This is a genomic window from Mesorhizobium sp. M8A.F.Ca.ET.165.01.1.1, from assembly GCF_004792065.1.
Lineage (GTDB): Bacteria > Pseudomonadota > Alphaproteobacteria > Rhizobiales > Rhizobiaceae > Mesorhizobium.
In genome coordinates this window covers 217,138-231,945 of record NZ_SRTH01000002.1, presented here as the reverse complement: position 1 = coordinate 231,945, position 14,808 = coordinate 217,138, and the positions used below count along the sequence as shown (strand labels likewise).

Annotated in this window: 13 protein-coding genes; 6 read left to right on the top strand and 7 right to left on the bottom strand. The window is 62.9% G+C overall.

Annotation, left to right across the window (positions count from 1 at the left end; genetic code table 11):
• Positions 1-348 precede the first annotated feature (348 nt).
• The 6 genes from lptF to rsmA all read left to right on the top strand — a co-directional run bounded on the left by lptF (position 349) and on the right by rsmA (position 7,987).
• Entirely contained in the window at positions 349-1,551 is a 1,203-nt protein-coding gene (gene lptF / locus EN808_RS05650; RefSeq protein ID WP_127276079.1) for an LPS export ABC transporter permease LptF, read from the top strand.
• A complete protein-coding gene (lptG, locus tag EN808_RS05645) occupies positions 1,548-2,633 on the top strand; it encodes an LPS export ABC transporter permease LptG (RefSeq protein ID WP_189343640.1) in 1,086 nt (361 codons plus the stop codon). Before lptF ends, lptG begins: the two co-directional genes overlap by 4 nt.
• Positions 2,633-5,077, top strand: coding sequence for an LPS-assembly protein LptD (locus EN808_RS05640; RefSeq protein WP_189524066.1), 2,445 nt, complete (start codon positions 2,633-2,635; stop codon positions 5,075-5,077). Before lptG ends, EN808_RS05640 begins: the two co-directional genes overlap by 1 nt.
• Positions 5,078-5,165: 88 nt before the next feature.
• Positions 5,166-6,098: a peptidylprolyl isomerase gene (locus tag EN808_RS05635; RefSeq protein ID WP_189524065.1), complete on the top strand. Its 933-nt coding sequence runs from the start codon at positions 5,166-5,168 to the stop codon at positions 6,096-6,098.
• 13 nt (positions 6,099-6,111) lie between these two features.
• Positions 6,112-7,128 carry a 4-hydroxythreonine-4-phosphate dehydrogenase PdxA gene (gene pdxA / locus EN808_RS05630; protein WP_189524064.1) on the top strand — a complete coding sequence of 339 codons (1,017 nt, stop codon included), beginning with the start codon at positions 6,112-6,114 and terminating at the stop codon, positions 7,126-7,128.
• A 25-nt stretch (positions 7,129-7,153) separates the two neighbouring features.
• On the top strand, positions 7,154-7,987 hold the full coding sequence (gene rsmA / locus EN808_RS05625; RefSeq protein WP_127276074.1) for a 16S rRNA (adenine(1518)-N(6)/adenine(1519)-N(6))-dimethyltransferase RsmA: 834 nt from the start codon (positions 7,154-7,156) through the stop codon (positions 7,985-7,987).
• 136 nt (positions 7,988-8,123) lie between these two features.
• On the opposite strand, the gene gmk is transcribed toward rsmA, so the two are convergent.
• The 7 genes from gmk to fabD all read right to left on the bottom strand — a co-directional run bounded on the left by gmk (position 8,124) and on the right by fabD (position 14,698).
• Positions 8,124-8,780, bottom strand: a complete 657-nt coding sequence (gene gmk, locus EN808_RS05620) for a guanylate kinase (RefSeq protein WP_027053294.1) — start codon at positions 8,778-8,780, stop codon at positions 8,124-8,126.
• A gap of 21 nt (positions 8,781-8,801) precedes the next feature.
• Complete coding sequence (locus EN808_RS05615) at positions 8,802-9,692, bottom strand: YicC/YloC family endoribonuclease (RefSeq protein ID WP_127276073.1); 891 nt, start codon at positions 9,690-9,692, stop codon at positions 8,802-8,804.
• Positions 9,693-9,847: 155 nt separating this feature from the next.
• Entirely contained in the window at positions 9,848-11,116 is a 1,269-nt protein-coding gene (gene mltG, locus EN808_RS05610) for an endolytic transglycosylase MltG (RefSeq protein ID WP_127871435.1), read from the bottom strand.
• A 99-nt stretch (positions 11,117-11,215) separates the two neighbouring features.
• Complete coding sequence (fabF, locus tag EN808_RS05605; RefSeq protein WP_127871434.1) at positions 11,216-12,478, bottom strand: beta-ketoacyl-ACP synthase II; 1,263 nt, start codon at positions 12,476-12,478, stop codon at positions 11,216-11,218.
• Between the two features lie 34 nt (positions 12,479-12,512).
• Complete coding sequence (locus EN808_RS05600; RefSeq protein ID WP_006203723.1) at positions 12,513-12,749, bottom strand: acyl carrier protein; 237 nt, start codon at positions 12,747-12,749, stop codon at positions 12,513-12,515.
• A 212-nt stretch (positions 12,750-12,961) separates the two neighbouring features.
• Complete coding sequence (gene fabG, locus EN808_RS05595; protein WP_135915339.1) at positions 12,962-13,699, bottom strand: 3-oxoacyl-[acyl-carrier-protein] reductase; 738 nt, start codon at positions 13,697-13,699, stop codon at positions 12,962-12,964.
• Positions 13,700-13,756: 57 nt separating this feature from the next.
• The gene (fabD, locus tag EN808_RS05590) at positions 13,757-14,698 is read right to left on the bottom strand and encodes an ACP S-malonyltransferase (protein WP_135915338.1); all 942 of its coding nucleotides are present in this window, start codon (positions 14,696-14,698) and stop codon (positions 13,757-13,759) included.
• Between the last annotated feature and the right edge of the window lie 110 nt (positions 14,699-14,808).

The following is a 14,808-nucleotide window of genomic DNA, read 5'->3' as shown; positions in this document are numbered from 1 at the left end:
GGATTGCGCGGTGATGCGCGAAGCGGTTTGAAGCGATCCGCGACATTTGGTCGTTTTCCGGCATTTGGCAAGACTTTGCCAAAATGGCTACCCATATGAGACATGGAATCGATGGCGATTCGTCGCGGAACGGCTCCGCTTCATGCCGCAACCTGTTGTTAACCATCGATGTTCGTCCTTTCTTATCCATTGCCGCCGACACTCCGGCCTACTGCGGCACGCGACGTGGGACGGGAACCGGATCGCCTGCCTAATGCAGCCCAACGGAGCCAGTTGTGCGGGCGTCGCCGGACAGCTACCCTTAGCGTGGTGGCATGATGCCGTTCGAGAAAATCGAGTAAAGCCTTCATGAAGGTCGTTGAACGCTACATCATGCGCCGCACTTTCGTGGTCTTCCTGGCAGCACTGGTCTGGACGCTGGCCATCGTGTGGACGACGCAGGTGTTGGCCAAGATCAACCTGGTCACCGACAGCGGTCAGTCAGCTTTGACCTTCTTCGAGGTCGCGTCCCTTATTCTCCCCTCCATCGTTCCGATCGTCGTGCCTTTCGCGCTCGTGGTGGCGGTCGCCCAGACGCTCAGTGTGATGAATTCGGATTCGGAACTCGCGGTGGTCAATGCATCGGGAGCCTCACGATGGACCATCGTGCGGCCGATCATGCTGCTGGCGCTGGCCGCCAGCGTCTTTTCGTTCGCCGTGGACAACGGCATCGACCCCTATGCACGACAGAAGAACCGCGCCCTGGTGGCGGAGTCGCGCGCCGACCTTTTGTCGCTGATCATCCAGGAAGGCACCTTCCGCAAGATCGAGGACGGACTGTTCCTGCAGATTGGCGAGCGGCTTCCCGACAACCGGCTGGGTGGCATCTTCGTCGCCGATTCGCGCGAGGAAGGCGTCAATCTCGTCTATTATGCCAAGACCGGCAGCATCATCGAACGCGGCGGCGAAAAGGTGCTGATGATGAATGACGGCGTCATCCATCGCAAAACGCTGACGGGCGACCTCAGTGTCATCCGGTTCACGTCCTATGCCTTCGACATGTCGGCCTTCATGTCGGCGGCCAACCAGGTGACGCTCCTGCCAAAGGACCAGACCACCCAATACCTGCTCAATCCAAGTCCTAACGACAAGAATTACCAGCAAAGTCCCCAGGAGTACCGGGCCGAGGTCGACCAGCGGTTTTCGGAATGGACCTACTCCATGGTTTTCGCGCTGATCGCGCTCGCGGTGGCGGGAGACGCGCGTTCGCATCGCGAGGCGCGCGTCAATCCGCTGATCACCGCCATCGCGATATCGCTGTTCGTGCGCTGGCTGGGTTTCTTCGCCGCCAGCAAGGCCGATGAGGTCCCGCAATATGCCTACATGGTCTATGGCGTGCCGATCGTGGCTTCCGCGGTGGCGATCTGGTTCATCGTATCGAACCGGACCATGGAACTGCCGGTTGCCTGGGCGGACTGGATGACAAACCTGGCCAGCCGAATCGGTGATGGCTGGAATGCCCTCAAATTGCGTCTCTCCAGGCGCGACACCTCAGGCCAGGGGGTCGGCTGATGGGCTGGACTCTGGGTCGATATTTCTTCTTCCGCTACGTGGCGATCACGATCTGGTTCTTCCTCGGCCTTCTGGCACTGGTATTCCTTATCGATTTCACCGAACTGTCCGGCCGCACCACCGGCCTGCCAGGGTTCACCTATGGCACGGCGATGGCCATTTCCGGCCTTCGAATGCCCATGATCATGCTGCAGACGGTGCCGTTTGTCGGCTTGTTCTCGGCGATGGCGACGCTGGTTTCGCTCAACCGGCGGTACGAACTTGTCATCGCGCGGTCCGCGGGCGTTTCCGCCTGGCAGTTCCTTTTGCCGTGCTGCATCGGCGCACTGCTGTTCGGCGCCGTCTCGGTCGGAATCATCAACCCGCTCGCCGCGCACGCCTTCTCCTTGTCCGAACAGATCGAGACGCAGCTGCGCTCCGGCAAATCCAACACGGTTTCGGCCGACGCCGCTCCCTGGATTCGCCAGAAAACCAGTTCCGGCGATACTATCATCGGCGCGCGGGCCATCCTCGACCAGGGTCTGGAGATGGCCGACGCGGTCTTTTTCATCCTCGACCAGCAAGGCAATATCGTCGAGCGCAAGGATGCGGCGCGTGCTTACCTGCGCGACGGTTATTGGGAATTGCAGGATGTGAAGATCTTCAGGAACGGCACCATCCAGCCCGTCGCGAACGATCGTGTGCCGACCAATCTGAAGCCGGAATTCGTGCAGGAGCGGCTGGCACGCCCGGAGACAATTCCCTTCTATGACCTGCCCGGAAAAATCGAGGTTGCCCGTTCCTTCGGCCTCAAGGCAAATGCCTTTGCCATGCAGTTTGATTCGCTGGTGGCGTTGCCGTTTCTCCTCGTCGCCATGACGCTGATTGCGGCAACAGTTTCAATGCGATTTGCGCGAATGGGGCAGTCGGCAACGATGATTCTGGGTGGCGTCGTTGCCGGGTTTCTGCTTTATGTCGTTTCGGTGCTGGTGAAGGCGTTCGGCGTGGCGGGGTTCGTGCCGACTGCCATAGCCGCCTGGGTGCCGGTCGTGGTAGCTATGTTCTTCGGGGTGACTTTCCTGCTATACAAGGAAGACGGCTAGTGAGGGAGGCGTTTTTGCCCAGCGACAGGCAGGCCCGTTTGGCGCGCCTCTATGCGGCGAGCGCCTTGGCGTGCCTGGTCGCCTGCGGCGTCCCGCTGCCGGCGTTCGCGCAGGATGTCGGCAACATGGCGACCACGGTTCCGTCCGGCTCGCAGATGCTGCTCGCCGCCGACACGCTGGAATACAACAACGACAACCAGACGGTGACCGCCATCGGCGGCGTGCAGATCGACTATGGCGGCAACCGCCTCGTCGCCCAGAAGGTCGTGTACAACCGCAACACCAAGCGAATGGTTGCCAGCGGCAATGTCGAGATCGTCAACAGCGACGGCACCAAGATCAATTCGCAGCACATCGACATCACCGACGATTTCGCAGACGGCTTCGTCAACGCGCTGCGCGTTGAAACCGTCGACAAGGCCTATTTCGCCGCCGAAAGCGCCGAACGCATGGGCGGCGTGCTGACCACCTTCCACAATGGTGTCTACACTGCCTGCGAACCATGCGAAGACAAGCCCGACAAGGCGCCGACATGGCGCGTCAAAGCCAGAAAGATCATCTGGAACGGCGAGAAGAAGACGGTTCGCTTCGAGAACGCGAATTTCGAGTTCTTCGGGTTTCCGCTGGCCTACTTGCCGGCGTTCGAGATCGCCGACCCGACGGTGAAGCGCAAGAGCGGCTTCCTGATCCCCAGTATCGGCTACAACAGTCACTTGGGGTACAGCGTCAAGATCCCCTACTATTTCGCCCTTTCGCCGACATATGACCTGACGGTGACCGGAAGCGGCTACACCAAGCAGGGCTTCCTCGGCGAAGCCGAATGGCGCCAGCGCTTCAACAATGGCGAATACACTTTCAAGATCGCCGGCATTCAGCAGCAGGATCCGGACGCCTTCATCGACGGCGCGGCATTCCCCTCGACCGCTGGTCACAATATCGATTCCGGCGCGGTGGGCGATCCGAACAAGTTCCGCGGCATGATGGGCACGCAGGGGCAGTTCGCGATCAACGAACGCTGGAATTTCGGCTGGGACGTGTTGCTGCAGACCGACAAGAACTTCTCCAACACCTACAACATCGCCAAGTACAATGCCTACGTTCACCAGTCGTCCGTCTACCTGACCGGCCTTAATGATCGTAATTATTTCGACGTGCGCGCCATGCATTTCGAGGTCCAGGAAGATACGCCCAACGAAAATGCCGCGGCGCGAAGCGGCCAGCAGCCTTGGGTGCTGCCCTCGCTCGACTATGCCTATATCCCCGACACATCGGTCGCCGGCGGCCAGTTGTCGTTCAACGTAAATACGCGAGTCATTCGCCGCGAAGATCTTGACGAAGCTTTCAACACGCCATACGATTCTGCCACGCTGGCACAGCGTGTCCGTGGCATAGAGGGCGAGTCTGGCAGACTCACCACCGAAGCCGAATGGAAGCGGACATTCGTTACCGATGATGGGCTGGTATTGACACCACTGCTGGCATTCCAGGGCGATGTTGACTACGTCCGCGCGTCATCGGCTTCGCTCGCGGCCATTCAGGAGATGGCCGCCAACCCTGACATACATACCAGCGAAGACATGCGCTCGTCCTTCGCACGCTACATGGCGACCGCCGGGCTCGAGATGAGCTGGCCGCTGTTGTTCTCGCTGGCCAGCGGGTCGAGCCACGTTGTCGAGCCGATGGCTCAGGTGTTCCTGCGCCCGAACGAACAGTATGTCGGCGGCCTCTCCATTCCGAACGAAGACGCTCAAAGCATGGTTTTCGATGCAACCACGCTGTTCGAACGCGACAAGTTCTCCGGTTACGACCGCATCGAGGGCGGCTCGCGTGCCAATGTCGGCCTGCGCTATTCCGGCTCCTACATCAACGGCTGGGGCACCAATGCGATCTTCGGCCAGTCCTATCAGATTGGCGGCGAAAACTCCTTTGCGGCACCCGATCTGGTCAATGTCGGCGCAAATTCAGGGCTTGAGACGACCAAGTCCGACTATGTCGGCCTGTTTGGCATAACCAGCCCCAATGGCTTCGCGGCCTCCGTCAGCGGCCGTTTCGACGAACAGAGCTTCGAGATCCGCCGCGCCGAGCTGAAAGCTGCTTATTCCGGCCTGCCGGTGTCGTTGAGCGCCAAGTATGCCTTCATCCAGGCCCAGCCGCTCTATGGGTTCACGACCGACCGTCACGAGGTCACGCTCGGCGCATCGACACATCTTGCCGAGAACTGGCGCGTGTTCGGAACAGGAACCTACGATTTGCAGGAGGGCCTGCTGGTCAAGGACGGGGTGGGCTTCGCCTACAACGATTCCTGCTTCACCTATCTGATGACGTACGCGCAGTCGCGTGACCTGAACACCAGGGAAGTGACGCAGAGCATCGGATTCAACCTGTCGTTCCGCACCCTCGGCGACTTCGGCTCGTCGACCAACGCAATCGACACCATCCAATAAGCGGCGACATCGTTTCGCCGCATAGGGCTGGCACGGATTCGCGTATCCGGAAGGGGACGGAATTGGGCGGAGCCGGAATAGAATTGGGATGCTAACGATGAGGAAATACCTCTTTTCAGCAGGGTTCGCGTTGCTTGTGGCGGCGACATCCCTGTCGATGACCGTGATGACGCCGCCGGCTTTCGCCAGCGAGATCAAATACGTCGTCAACGACATAGCAATCACCAGTGGTGACATCGCCCATCGTGCCGCCTTCCTGAAGCTGCAACACAAGAAGGGCGACGCTGCCCAGGAAATGATCGACCAGACGCTGCGCCTCGCCGAGGCCAGACGGCTTGGCATCCGTATCAGCGATGCCCAGGTTGAGGCCGCCTATCAGCGCTTTGCCACCAACAACAAGATGCAGCTCGGCCAGCTCGACGGCGTCATGGAAAAATCCGGCGTCAGCAAGGACCATTTCAAGGAGTTCATTCGTGCCCAGATGGCATGGAACCAAGCCTTGAGCGCGCGTTACCGCTCCGGTGAAGGTGGCAGCGTGACCGAACAGGACGCGGTGCGGCGCATGCTTGACAAGGGCGGCGCCAAGCCGAGCGCCATGGAATACATGCTGCAGCAGGTCATCTTCGTCGTGCCAGCGGCCGAACGCAGCGCGACACTGGCCAAGCGCAAGCGCGAGGCCGATGCCATGCGTGCCCGCTTCAACGGCTGCAACACGACACGCGAGTTCGCCAAGGGCCTGATCGACGTCACCGTTCGCGACCTCGGCCGGATTCTGGCGCCGCAACTACCGCCGGACTGGGCCGAGCAGATCAAGGCGACCAAGGTCGGTGGCGCCACCGTCACGCGCGAGACCGAACGCGGCGTCGAATTCATCGGCATCTGCTCGTCGCGCGAAGTGTCCGACGACAAGACGGCACAGATGGTATTCCAGAGCGAAGGCTCCAACGACAAGGCCGCCGACGATCTCAGCAAGAAATATGTTGACGAGCTGAAGGCTAAAGCCCGCATCGTCAAGCGCTGACGTGGGCCGCGCGATGACCGCGCTGGCGTTGAGCGTCGGCGATCCGTCCGGTATCGGCCCTGAAATCGCCATCGCCGCCTTCCTTGCGCGGGACGCCGTCGGCTTGCCCCCCTTCTACCTTCTGGCCGACCCGGCCGTGGTCGCGGCGCGCGCGCGCCACCTTGGCGTTTCGCTGCCTGTCCAGGAAGTGACGCCGGTGCAGGCGATCGAGGTCTTTGGCCGCGCCTTGCCGATCGTTCCCCTGACGGAGCGCTTCATCGACAGCCCCGGCCGGCCAGACCCCGCCAACGCAGCCGGCACCATCGAAGCGATCGACCGCGCGGTCGAGGCCTGCCTTGCCGGCGAGGCGGCCGCCGTGGTGACTTGCCCGATCGCCAAGAAGCCGCTCTATGATGCCGGCTTCCGTTTTCCCGGCCACACCGAATATCTGGCGCATCTGGCGGCTCGGCACAGCGGCGTCGAGGCGATGCCGGTGATGATGCTGGCAGGCCCGGACTTACGCACGGTTCCCGTAACCATCCACATCGCCCTGGCCGACGTGCCGAAGGCCCTGAGCACCGAATTGATCGTCGCGACCGCACGCATCACCGCGGCCGACCTTGCCGGCCGCTTCGACATCGCCAGGCCTCGGCTCGCCATTGCCGGCCTCAATCCGCATGCCGGCGAAGGCGGCTCCATGGGCATGGAAGACGAGCATATCGTGCGCCCAGCGGTCGACATCCTGCGCGCTGAAGGCATCGATGCTTTCGGGCCCTTGCCCGCCGACACGCTGTTCCATGCCCGGGCGCGGGCAGGCTACGACGCCGCACTGTGCATGTATCACGACCAGGCGTTGATCCCGGCCAAGACGCTGGCCTTCGACGAAGCTGTCAACGTCACGCTGGGCCTGCCCTTCATCCGCACCTCCCCCGACCACGGCACCGCCTTCGACATCGCCGGCAAGGGCGTGGCGCGGCCGGACAGCCTGATAGCGGCGCTGAAGCTCGCCAGGAAGCTCGCCGACATCGACGCGAAGGCCGTCGCCGCATGAGTGCTTCCGCTTCCGGTCTTCGCGCATGAGCATCGATGGGCTGCCACCACTGCGCGACGTCATCGAGCGCCATGGGCTGCAGGCGAAAAAGGCTCTCGGCCAGAACTTCCTGCTCGATCTCAATTTGACCGGCAAGATCGCACGCAGCGCCGGCGACCTGGCAAATGCCACGGTGATCGAGGTCGGGCCCGGGCCTGGAGGGCTGACAAGGGCGCTGCTATCGAACGGCGCCCGCCGGGTCGTTGCCATCGAGCGCGACGAACGCTGCCTGGCTGCGCTTGCCGAAGTCTCCGCTCATTACCCCGGTCGGCTGGAGGTGATTTCGGGCGACGCGCTGAAGACCGACTTCGCGGCACTCGCCTCGGAGGCCGACCACGGTCCGGTCCGGATCGTGGCCAACCTGCCTTACAATATCGGCACGGAACTGCTGGTCCGATGGCTGACGGTCCCAAACTGGCCGCCCTACTACGCCTCGATGACGCTGATGTTCCAGCGTGAGGTCGCCCAGCGCATCGTGGCGGCACCCGACAGCGATGCCTATGGCAGGCTGGGCGTGCTCGCCGGCTGGCGCACGCAGGCCAGGATCGCCTTCGACGTCCCGCCTCAGGCCTTCACGCCGCCACCCAAGGTCACCTCTTCGGTGGTGCACCTGGAGCCGCGCACGACACCCCTGCCCGCCGATGTGAAGAAACTCGGCCGAGTCACGGAAGCCGCCTTCGGCCAACGCCGGAAGATGCTGCGGCAGAGCGTGAAAAGCCTCGGCGGCGAGGCCTTGCTCGAACGAGCGGGGATCGACCCGACGCGCAGGGCGGAAACACTCAGCGTCGAGGAGTTCGTGCGGCTGACCAATGCGGTCTAACTCCGCTCTCTCCGTTCACGGGGAGACGATGCCGGCAGGCAGATGAAGGGCAGTGCGAAGTTGCGAAGGTATGGCGCTGCCCTCATCCGGTCCTTCGGGCCACCTTCTCCCCGTTGACGGGAAGAAGGAAAGGCGATCACACCGTTTTCTCGTCCAGCAATCCCGACACGAAATCGAAGAGACCCGGCCGGCGGTCGCGCCGCAGCCGCTCGGCAACGACGATGCCGCGCACTTCGGCGAAGGCACGGTCGAGATCGTCGTTGACTATGACGAAGTCATATTCCTTCCAGTGCTCGATCTCGTTGCGGGCGTTCTTCAGCCGCGTCTCGATCACCGCTTCCTGGTCCTCGGCGCGGCGCTTCAGCCGCGCCTTCAATTCTTTCATCGACGGAGGCAGGATGAAGATCGAGACGATGTCAGCGCGCATCTTCTCCTTGAGCTGCTGAGCGCCCTGCCAGTCAATGTCGAACAGCATGTCGCGGCCCTGCGCCAGCGCCAGTTCGGCCGGCTCGCGCGGTGTCGCGTAGCAATTGCCGTGCACCTCCGCCCATTCGAGGAGCGCGTCGGAATCGCGCAGCCGCTCGAATTCGCGCATCGTGCGGAAGTGGTAGTGAACGCCCTCGATTTCCGAACCCCGGCGCGGCCTTGTGGTAACCGAGACCGACAGTTCAAGGCTTGAATCGCTCTCCAGAAGGTTGCGCGCGATCGTCGACTTGCCGGCCCCCGATGGAGACGACAGGACGAGCATCAACCCCCGGCGGCGGATGCGGGACCCCAAATCCCTGGGAACCATCGGTTCCTTGGCAACCATCGGCTACTCCAGATTCTGGACCTGTTCACGAAACTGGTCGACCACGGCCTTCAACTCCAGCCCAATCGCTGTGACTGTCGCGGCGTTCGACTTGGAGCACAGCGTATTTGATTCGCGGTTAAATTCCTGTGCCAGAAAATCGAGCTTGCGGCCGACCGCGCCGCCGCCCTCAAGCAAGGCCCGGCCAGACGCGACATGCGTTTTCAGCCGGTCGATCTCTTCGCGAATATCGGCCTTGGTGGCAAGGAACGCCGCCTCCATGTGCAGCCGGCTTGCATCCAGATTGGCGGATGCGTCCATCAGCAGCCTGACCTGCTCGGCGATGCGTTCGCGGATCACCGCCGCATCGCGTGACGGGTCAGCTTCCGCGCGCAGGGTCAGCGTCTCGATAGTATCGACATGGCCGGACAAAAGCACGGCCAGTGCTGCGCCCTCACCGTGCCTGGCCTGTTCCAGGCCGTTCAGCGCCACGTCGAGCGCGGCCATGATGGCGGCGTCGAGTGCGGTCCGCGCCTCTTCGGTCTCGATGGTTTCAGGTACGTCGAGCACACCACGCAGCGACAGCAATCCGTCAGCCGTCGCGGGCGCGACGCCGAACTGCTCCTGCAGCCGCTTGGCCAGGCCGGCAAGATCCTTCAGAAACGCCTCGTTGACGATAGGTTGCGCCTGCGTGCCGGCGGCGCGGCCGATGGTCAGCGTCGCCTGGAAATTGCCGCGGGCGAAACGCTTCTGCAGCGTTTGCCTGACCACAGGTTCCAGCCGCTCGAATCCTTGGGGCAGCCGCAGTCGCACCTCGACGCTCTTGCCATTGACGGATTTGACTTCCCAGGCAATGGAGGTGCCGTCGTGCTCGGCGACGGCCCGCGCGAAACCGGTCATACTCTGCAAATTCATGTCGCCCGCACATCCCTGGCGCCTCACCCTGAAACCGGTTTTCCGGTAGGGCAAGCGCGGCTTAAAATGACTACGCCGCGAACGCGTCGAAATCGGACGCCTGGCGTTCTCTCAAATGTCAGGCCGCCGCCTTCCAGGCAACGCCTTTCTTCACATTACTGGGCCGCGCCCGCATCACCGCCGGCATCGCCATTGTCGCCGCCGCTGGCATCGCTGTCGTCGGCTGGCTTGTCTGCTGCAGGCTTGTCGGCACTGCCGCTGGTACCGGCGGCAGCGGCGGCCTTGGCTGCGTCATCGGCCTGCTTCTTCTGCAGCGCGCGATAGCGGGCGACGTTTTCGTTGTGCTCGTCCAGGGTCGCGGCAAAGACGTGGCCGCCCGTGCCGTCGGCGACGAAATAGAGATCGTCGGTCTTCGACGGATTGGCCACGGCTTCGAGGGCCGCGCGGCCGGGATTGGCGATGGGTGTCGGCGGCAAGCCGCTGATCACATAGGTGTTGTAAGGCGTCTGCTTCTGGATGTCGGACTGGTAGATCGGACGGTCCGCCGGCTTGCCCTTGCCGCCAAACAGACCGTAGATGATGGTCGGATCGGACTGCAGGCGCATGCCCTTGGCCAACCGGTTCAGGAAGACGGCGGCCACGCGTGAGCGTTCATCGCCCTTGCCGGTTTCCTTCTCGACGATCGAGGCCAGGGTGACAAAGTCCTCGACGCTGGCCAGGGGCAGATCCGGCGCGCGCCGCTGCCACACCTCATCGACCAGTTTCTTCTGATCGGCGAGCAGCTTGTCGACCATCTGCTGGCGCGTTGCGCCACGCGTGAAGCGCAGCGTGTCGGTGGCAAGACTACCCTCGGGGGGCGTCTTCGACGGCATATCGCCGCTCAGGGCGGGTTCGTCGGCGATGCGCTGCAAAGCCTGCTCGACCGTCAGCCCTTCGGGAATAGTCAGCGAGTACATCACCGACTTGCCACTCTTCAGGAGTTCCATGATGTCGCGCATGGACGCCCTGGGCTTGATCTCGTATTCACCGGCCTTGAGCGCGGAATCGTTGCCGAAGGCACGCACGCCGAGGCGGAACACGCGGGCGTCGCTGATTAGTCCGCGGCGCTCAAGCTGGTCGGCGATATCCTGGACGCCGGTGTTGGGCTTGACGAGGAAGGTGTCGCCATTGGCGGAAGGGCCGGGTTCGGTAAACTCCTGCTTGCCGAAATAGAGGGCCACGCCTGCCGCCAGAACCATCAGCATCACCGAGGAGATGACGAAGTTCATGAACACGACGATCTGGCTGCGCGAAGCGCGCGACCGTTTCGGCGGCGGCGTTCCAGCCTCCGGCCGCAGCGCCTCGCTTGCCGTCTTCGGCACGATCGGCCCGGTATTCGCCGGCCTTTGCCCGAATTCTCCGTTGCCTGACGGATTTGTGTTCATTTCGCCCTACCGTTCGATCTCTCAACGAATCCCCTGCGGCAGAGTAGGGGCGAATATGGCAAAATTGACGGCACGCCAAAGCACCGCCCGGCAGCTCGGTCAGCCATTATAACGCTGGAAGACCAGCGAGGCGTTGGTGCCGCCGAAGCCGAAGGAATTGGACAGTGCCACGTCGATCTGGCGCGGGCGCGGCTTGTTCGGCACCAGGTCGATCGCGGTTTCGCGCTCGGGATTGTCGAGGTTGATGGTCGCCGGTGCGATATTGTCACGGATCGCGAGGATCGAAAAGATCGCTTCGGCGGCACCGGCCGCGCCCAGCAAATGGCCGATCGACGACTTGGTCGACGACATCGAAATCTTGGAAGCCGCATTGCCGACCAGCCGCTCGACAGCGCCGAGTTCGATCGTATCGGCCATGGTCGAGGTGCCGTGCGCATTGATGTAGTCGACATCGGCCGGCGTAAGCTTTGCCCGCTTCAGCGCCGCGGTCATGCAACGGAAGGCTCCGTCGCCATCTTCGGCCGGCGCGGTGATGTGATAGGCGTCGCCGGTCAGACCGTAGCCGGTCACCTCGGCGTAGATCTTGGCGCCGCGCGCCTTGGCATGCTCGAGCTCTTCCAGAACCACGACACCGGCCCCCTCGCCCATGACGAAGCCGTCGCGGTCGCGGTCGTAGGGCCGCGAGGCGGTTTGCGGGGTGTCGTTGCGCTCGGTCGAGAGTGCCCGGCAGGCCGCGAAGCCGGCGAGCGAAAGTCGGGTCACCGGCGATTCGGCGCCGCCGGCCAGCATGATGTCGGCATCGCCGAAGATGATCAGCCGGGCGGCGTCGCCAATGGCGTGCGCGCCGGTCGAGCAAGCGGTGACGACAGCGTGGTTGGGGCCTTTCAATCCGTGCCGGATCGAAACCTGGCCCGACACGAGATTGATGATGTTTCCGGGAATGAAGAATGGGCTGATGCGGCGCGGGCCGCGTTCCTTCAGGATGATCGCGTTCTCGGCGATGCCCTCGAGACCGCCGATGCCGGAGCCGATCAGCACACCGGTGGCGCAACGCTCTTCTTCGGTGGAAGGCTGCCAGCCGGAATCCTTCAGCGCTTCATCGGCGGCCGCGATCCCGTACAGGATGAAGTCGCCGATCTTGCGAAGTTCCTTCGGCTCGAGAATGGCTTCGGGATTGAGCGTACCGTTGGAGCCGTCGCCACGCGGAATGACGTGGGCGATCTTGCAGGCAAGATCGTCCACTTCGAACTCGGTGACGCGCTTGGCAGCGCTGCGGCCGGTCAGCAGTTGCTTCCAGCCGTGCTCGAAGCCCATGCCGAACGGCGAAACCAGGCCAAGGCCCGTGACGACGACACGCCTCATCGCAGGTCCTCCCCGGTGACGACTGCGGAAAGCGTCAGGCCGAAGCCTTGTCGATGTACTTCACCGCATCGCCAACGGTCAGAATGGTCTCTGCTGCGTCGTCGGGGATCTCGACGCCGAATTCTTCTTCGAACGCCATGACGAGTTCAACCGTGTCGAGGCTGTCAGCGCCCAGATCATCGATGAAGCTCGCCTGCTCCGTCACTTTGTCGGCATCGACGCCAAGGTGCTCGATGACGATCTTCTTGACGCGCTCTGCGGTGTCACTCATTTGGGGCATCCTCGTCTTTTGTTTGTCTGTCTTCGTTAGCGGGCGGAATGCCGCTAATCAAGCTGAAAGATGGTCCTGCCGGAAACGCAACGGCCACGGACCGGTTTTTGCCCGAACCGCCGGGTTGCGGGCCGCATTACACGAAAAATTGCCGAGGTCCAAGCCGAAATGGTGGGTTTTCACAGCGCGGCGATGTTGCTGCCGGAGCTCGCTCAGATCATCGCCATGCCGCCATTCACGTGGATGGTTTGCCCGGTTACGTAGGCGGCCTCGTTCGAAGCCAGATAAGCAACGGCGGACGCCACTTCGGCACTGGTGCCCATGCGCTTCGTCGGGATCGCCGCCATGATCGCCTCTTTCTGCTTCTCGTTGAGCTTGTCGGTCATCGCCGATTCGATGAAGCCCGGAGCGACGCAGTTGACGGTGATGTTGCGGGTGGCGATTTCCTGCGCCAGCGATTTGGACAAGCCGATCATGCCGGCCTTGGAGGCGCAGTAGTTCGCCTGGCCGGGATTGCCGGTCACGCCGACCACCGATGTGATGTTGATGATGCGGCCATGGCGGCGGCGCATCATCGGGTGGGTCAGTTCACGGGTCAGCCGGAAAACGGCGGTGAGATTGACCTCCAGCACCGTATCCCAGTCGGCGTCCGACATGCGCACGAACAGGCCGTCCTTGGTGATGCCGGCATTGTTGACCAGGATATCGACGCCCTCGAGATCGGCCTCCGCCTTCTGGCCGAGTGCCTTGACCTCGTCACGGTTCGACAGGTTGGCCGGGAACAGCTTGACCCGATCGCCCAGTTCGGAGGCCAGCGTTTCCAGTTTCTCGACGCGCGTGCCGTGCAGGCCGACGATCGCGCCCTGCGCATGCAGCACCCTGGCGATCGCCTCGCCGATGCCCCCCGATGCGCCGGTGACAAGCGCCTTGCGGCCGGTCAATTCGAACATTTTTGTCTCCAGGTTGAGAAGAGGGCGCCCCTTATAGGGATGGTCTCAAATGGCGCTTTATGCAAGCGCCCCAAGTGCCGCCTCGACCTCGGCCGAGGAACCGACGGACGCGGTGGCGATATCGCGGTTGATGCGGCGAGCCAGTCCCGAAAGCACCTTGCCGGCACCGATCTCGTAAAGCGTGGTGATGCCGTTGGCGCCGAACCATTCCACCGTTTCGCGCCAGCGCACGCGACCGGTCACCTGCTCGACCAAGCGCCCGGCGATCTCGTCGGGATCGGTCGACGGCTGCACCGATACGTTGGACACGACGGGAACGACTGGCGCGGTCTTTGCCACGCCGGCAAGCGCCTCGCGCATGACGTTGGCCGCCGGCGCCATCAGCGCCGAATGGAAGGGCGCCGACACCTGCAGCATCAGCGCACGCTTGGCGCCCTTATCGGTGCACAGTTTCGCTGCCAGCTCGACCGCGACCTTTGCACCTGAGATGACCAGCTGGCCGCCGCCATTGTCGTTGGCGATCTGGCAAATCGAGCCCTTGGCGGCCTCGGCGCAGGCATCTTCGACATCGGCCTGCTCCAACCCGATGATCGCCGCCATGGCGCCCTCGCCGGCCGGCACCGCCGCCTGCATGGCGTTACCGCGAATGCGCAGCAGACGAGCGGCATCGGCGACGGAAACGAAGCCGGCGGCGGCGAGTGCCGAATATTCGCCCAGCGAATGGCCGGCGACATAGGCGACCTGGTCCTTCAGCGAGAAACCGCGCGCTTCCAGCGCCCTGATCGCCGCCAGCGATACCGCCATCAGGGCCGGCTGCGCGTTGGCCGTCAGCGTCAAGGTCTCTTCGGGACCTTCCCAGATCAGCTTCGACAGGTTTTCGCCGAGCGCATCATCGACTTCCTGGAAGACCCTGCGCGCTTCGGGAAAGGCATCGGCGAGATCCCTGCCCATGCCGACAGCCTGGCTGCCCTGTCCTGGAAAGGTAAATGCGACGGCCATGCGAGGGCTCCCCAGACTGGTTCTGCTTGCGTGATACTACGAATTTTCCCTGCCTGTGACGCAAGGCAGGCCGCCAAGTCAAGCCACTTCAGCCCATGCCGAAGGCCGTA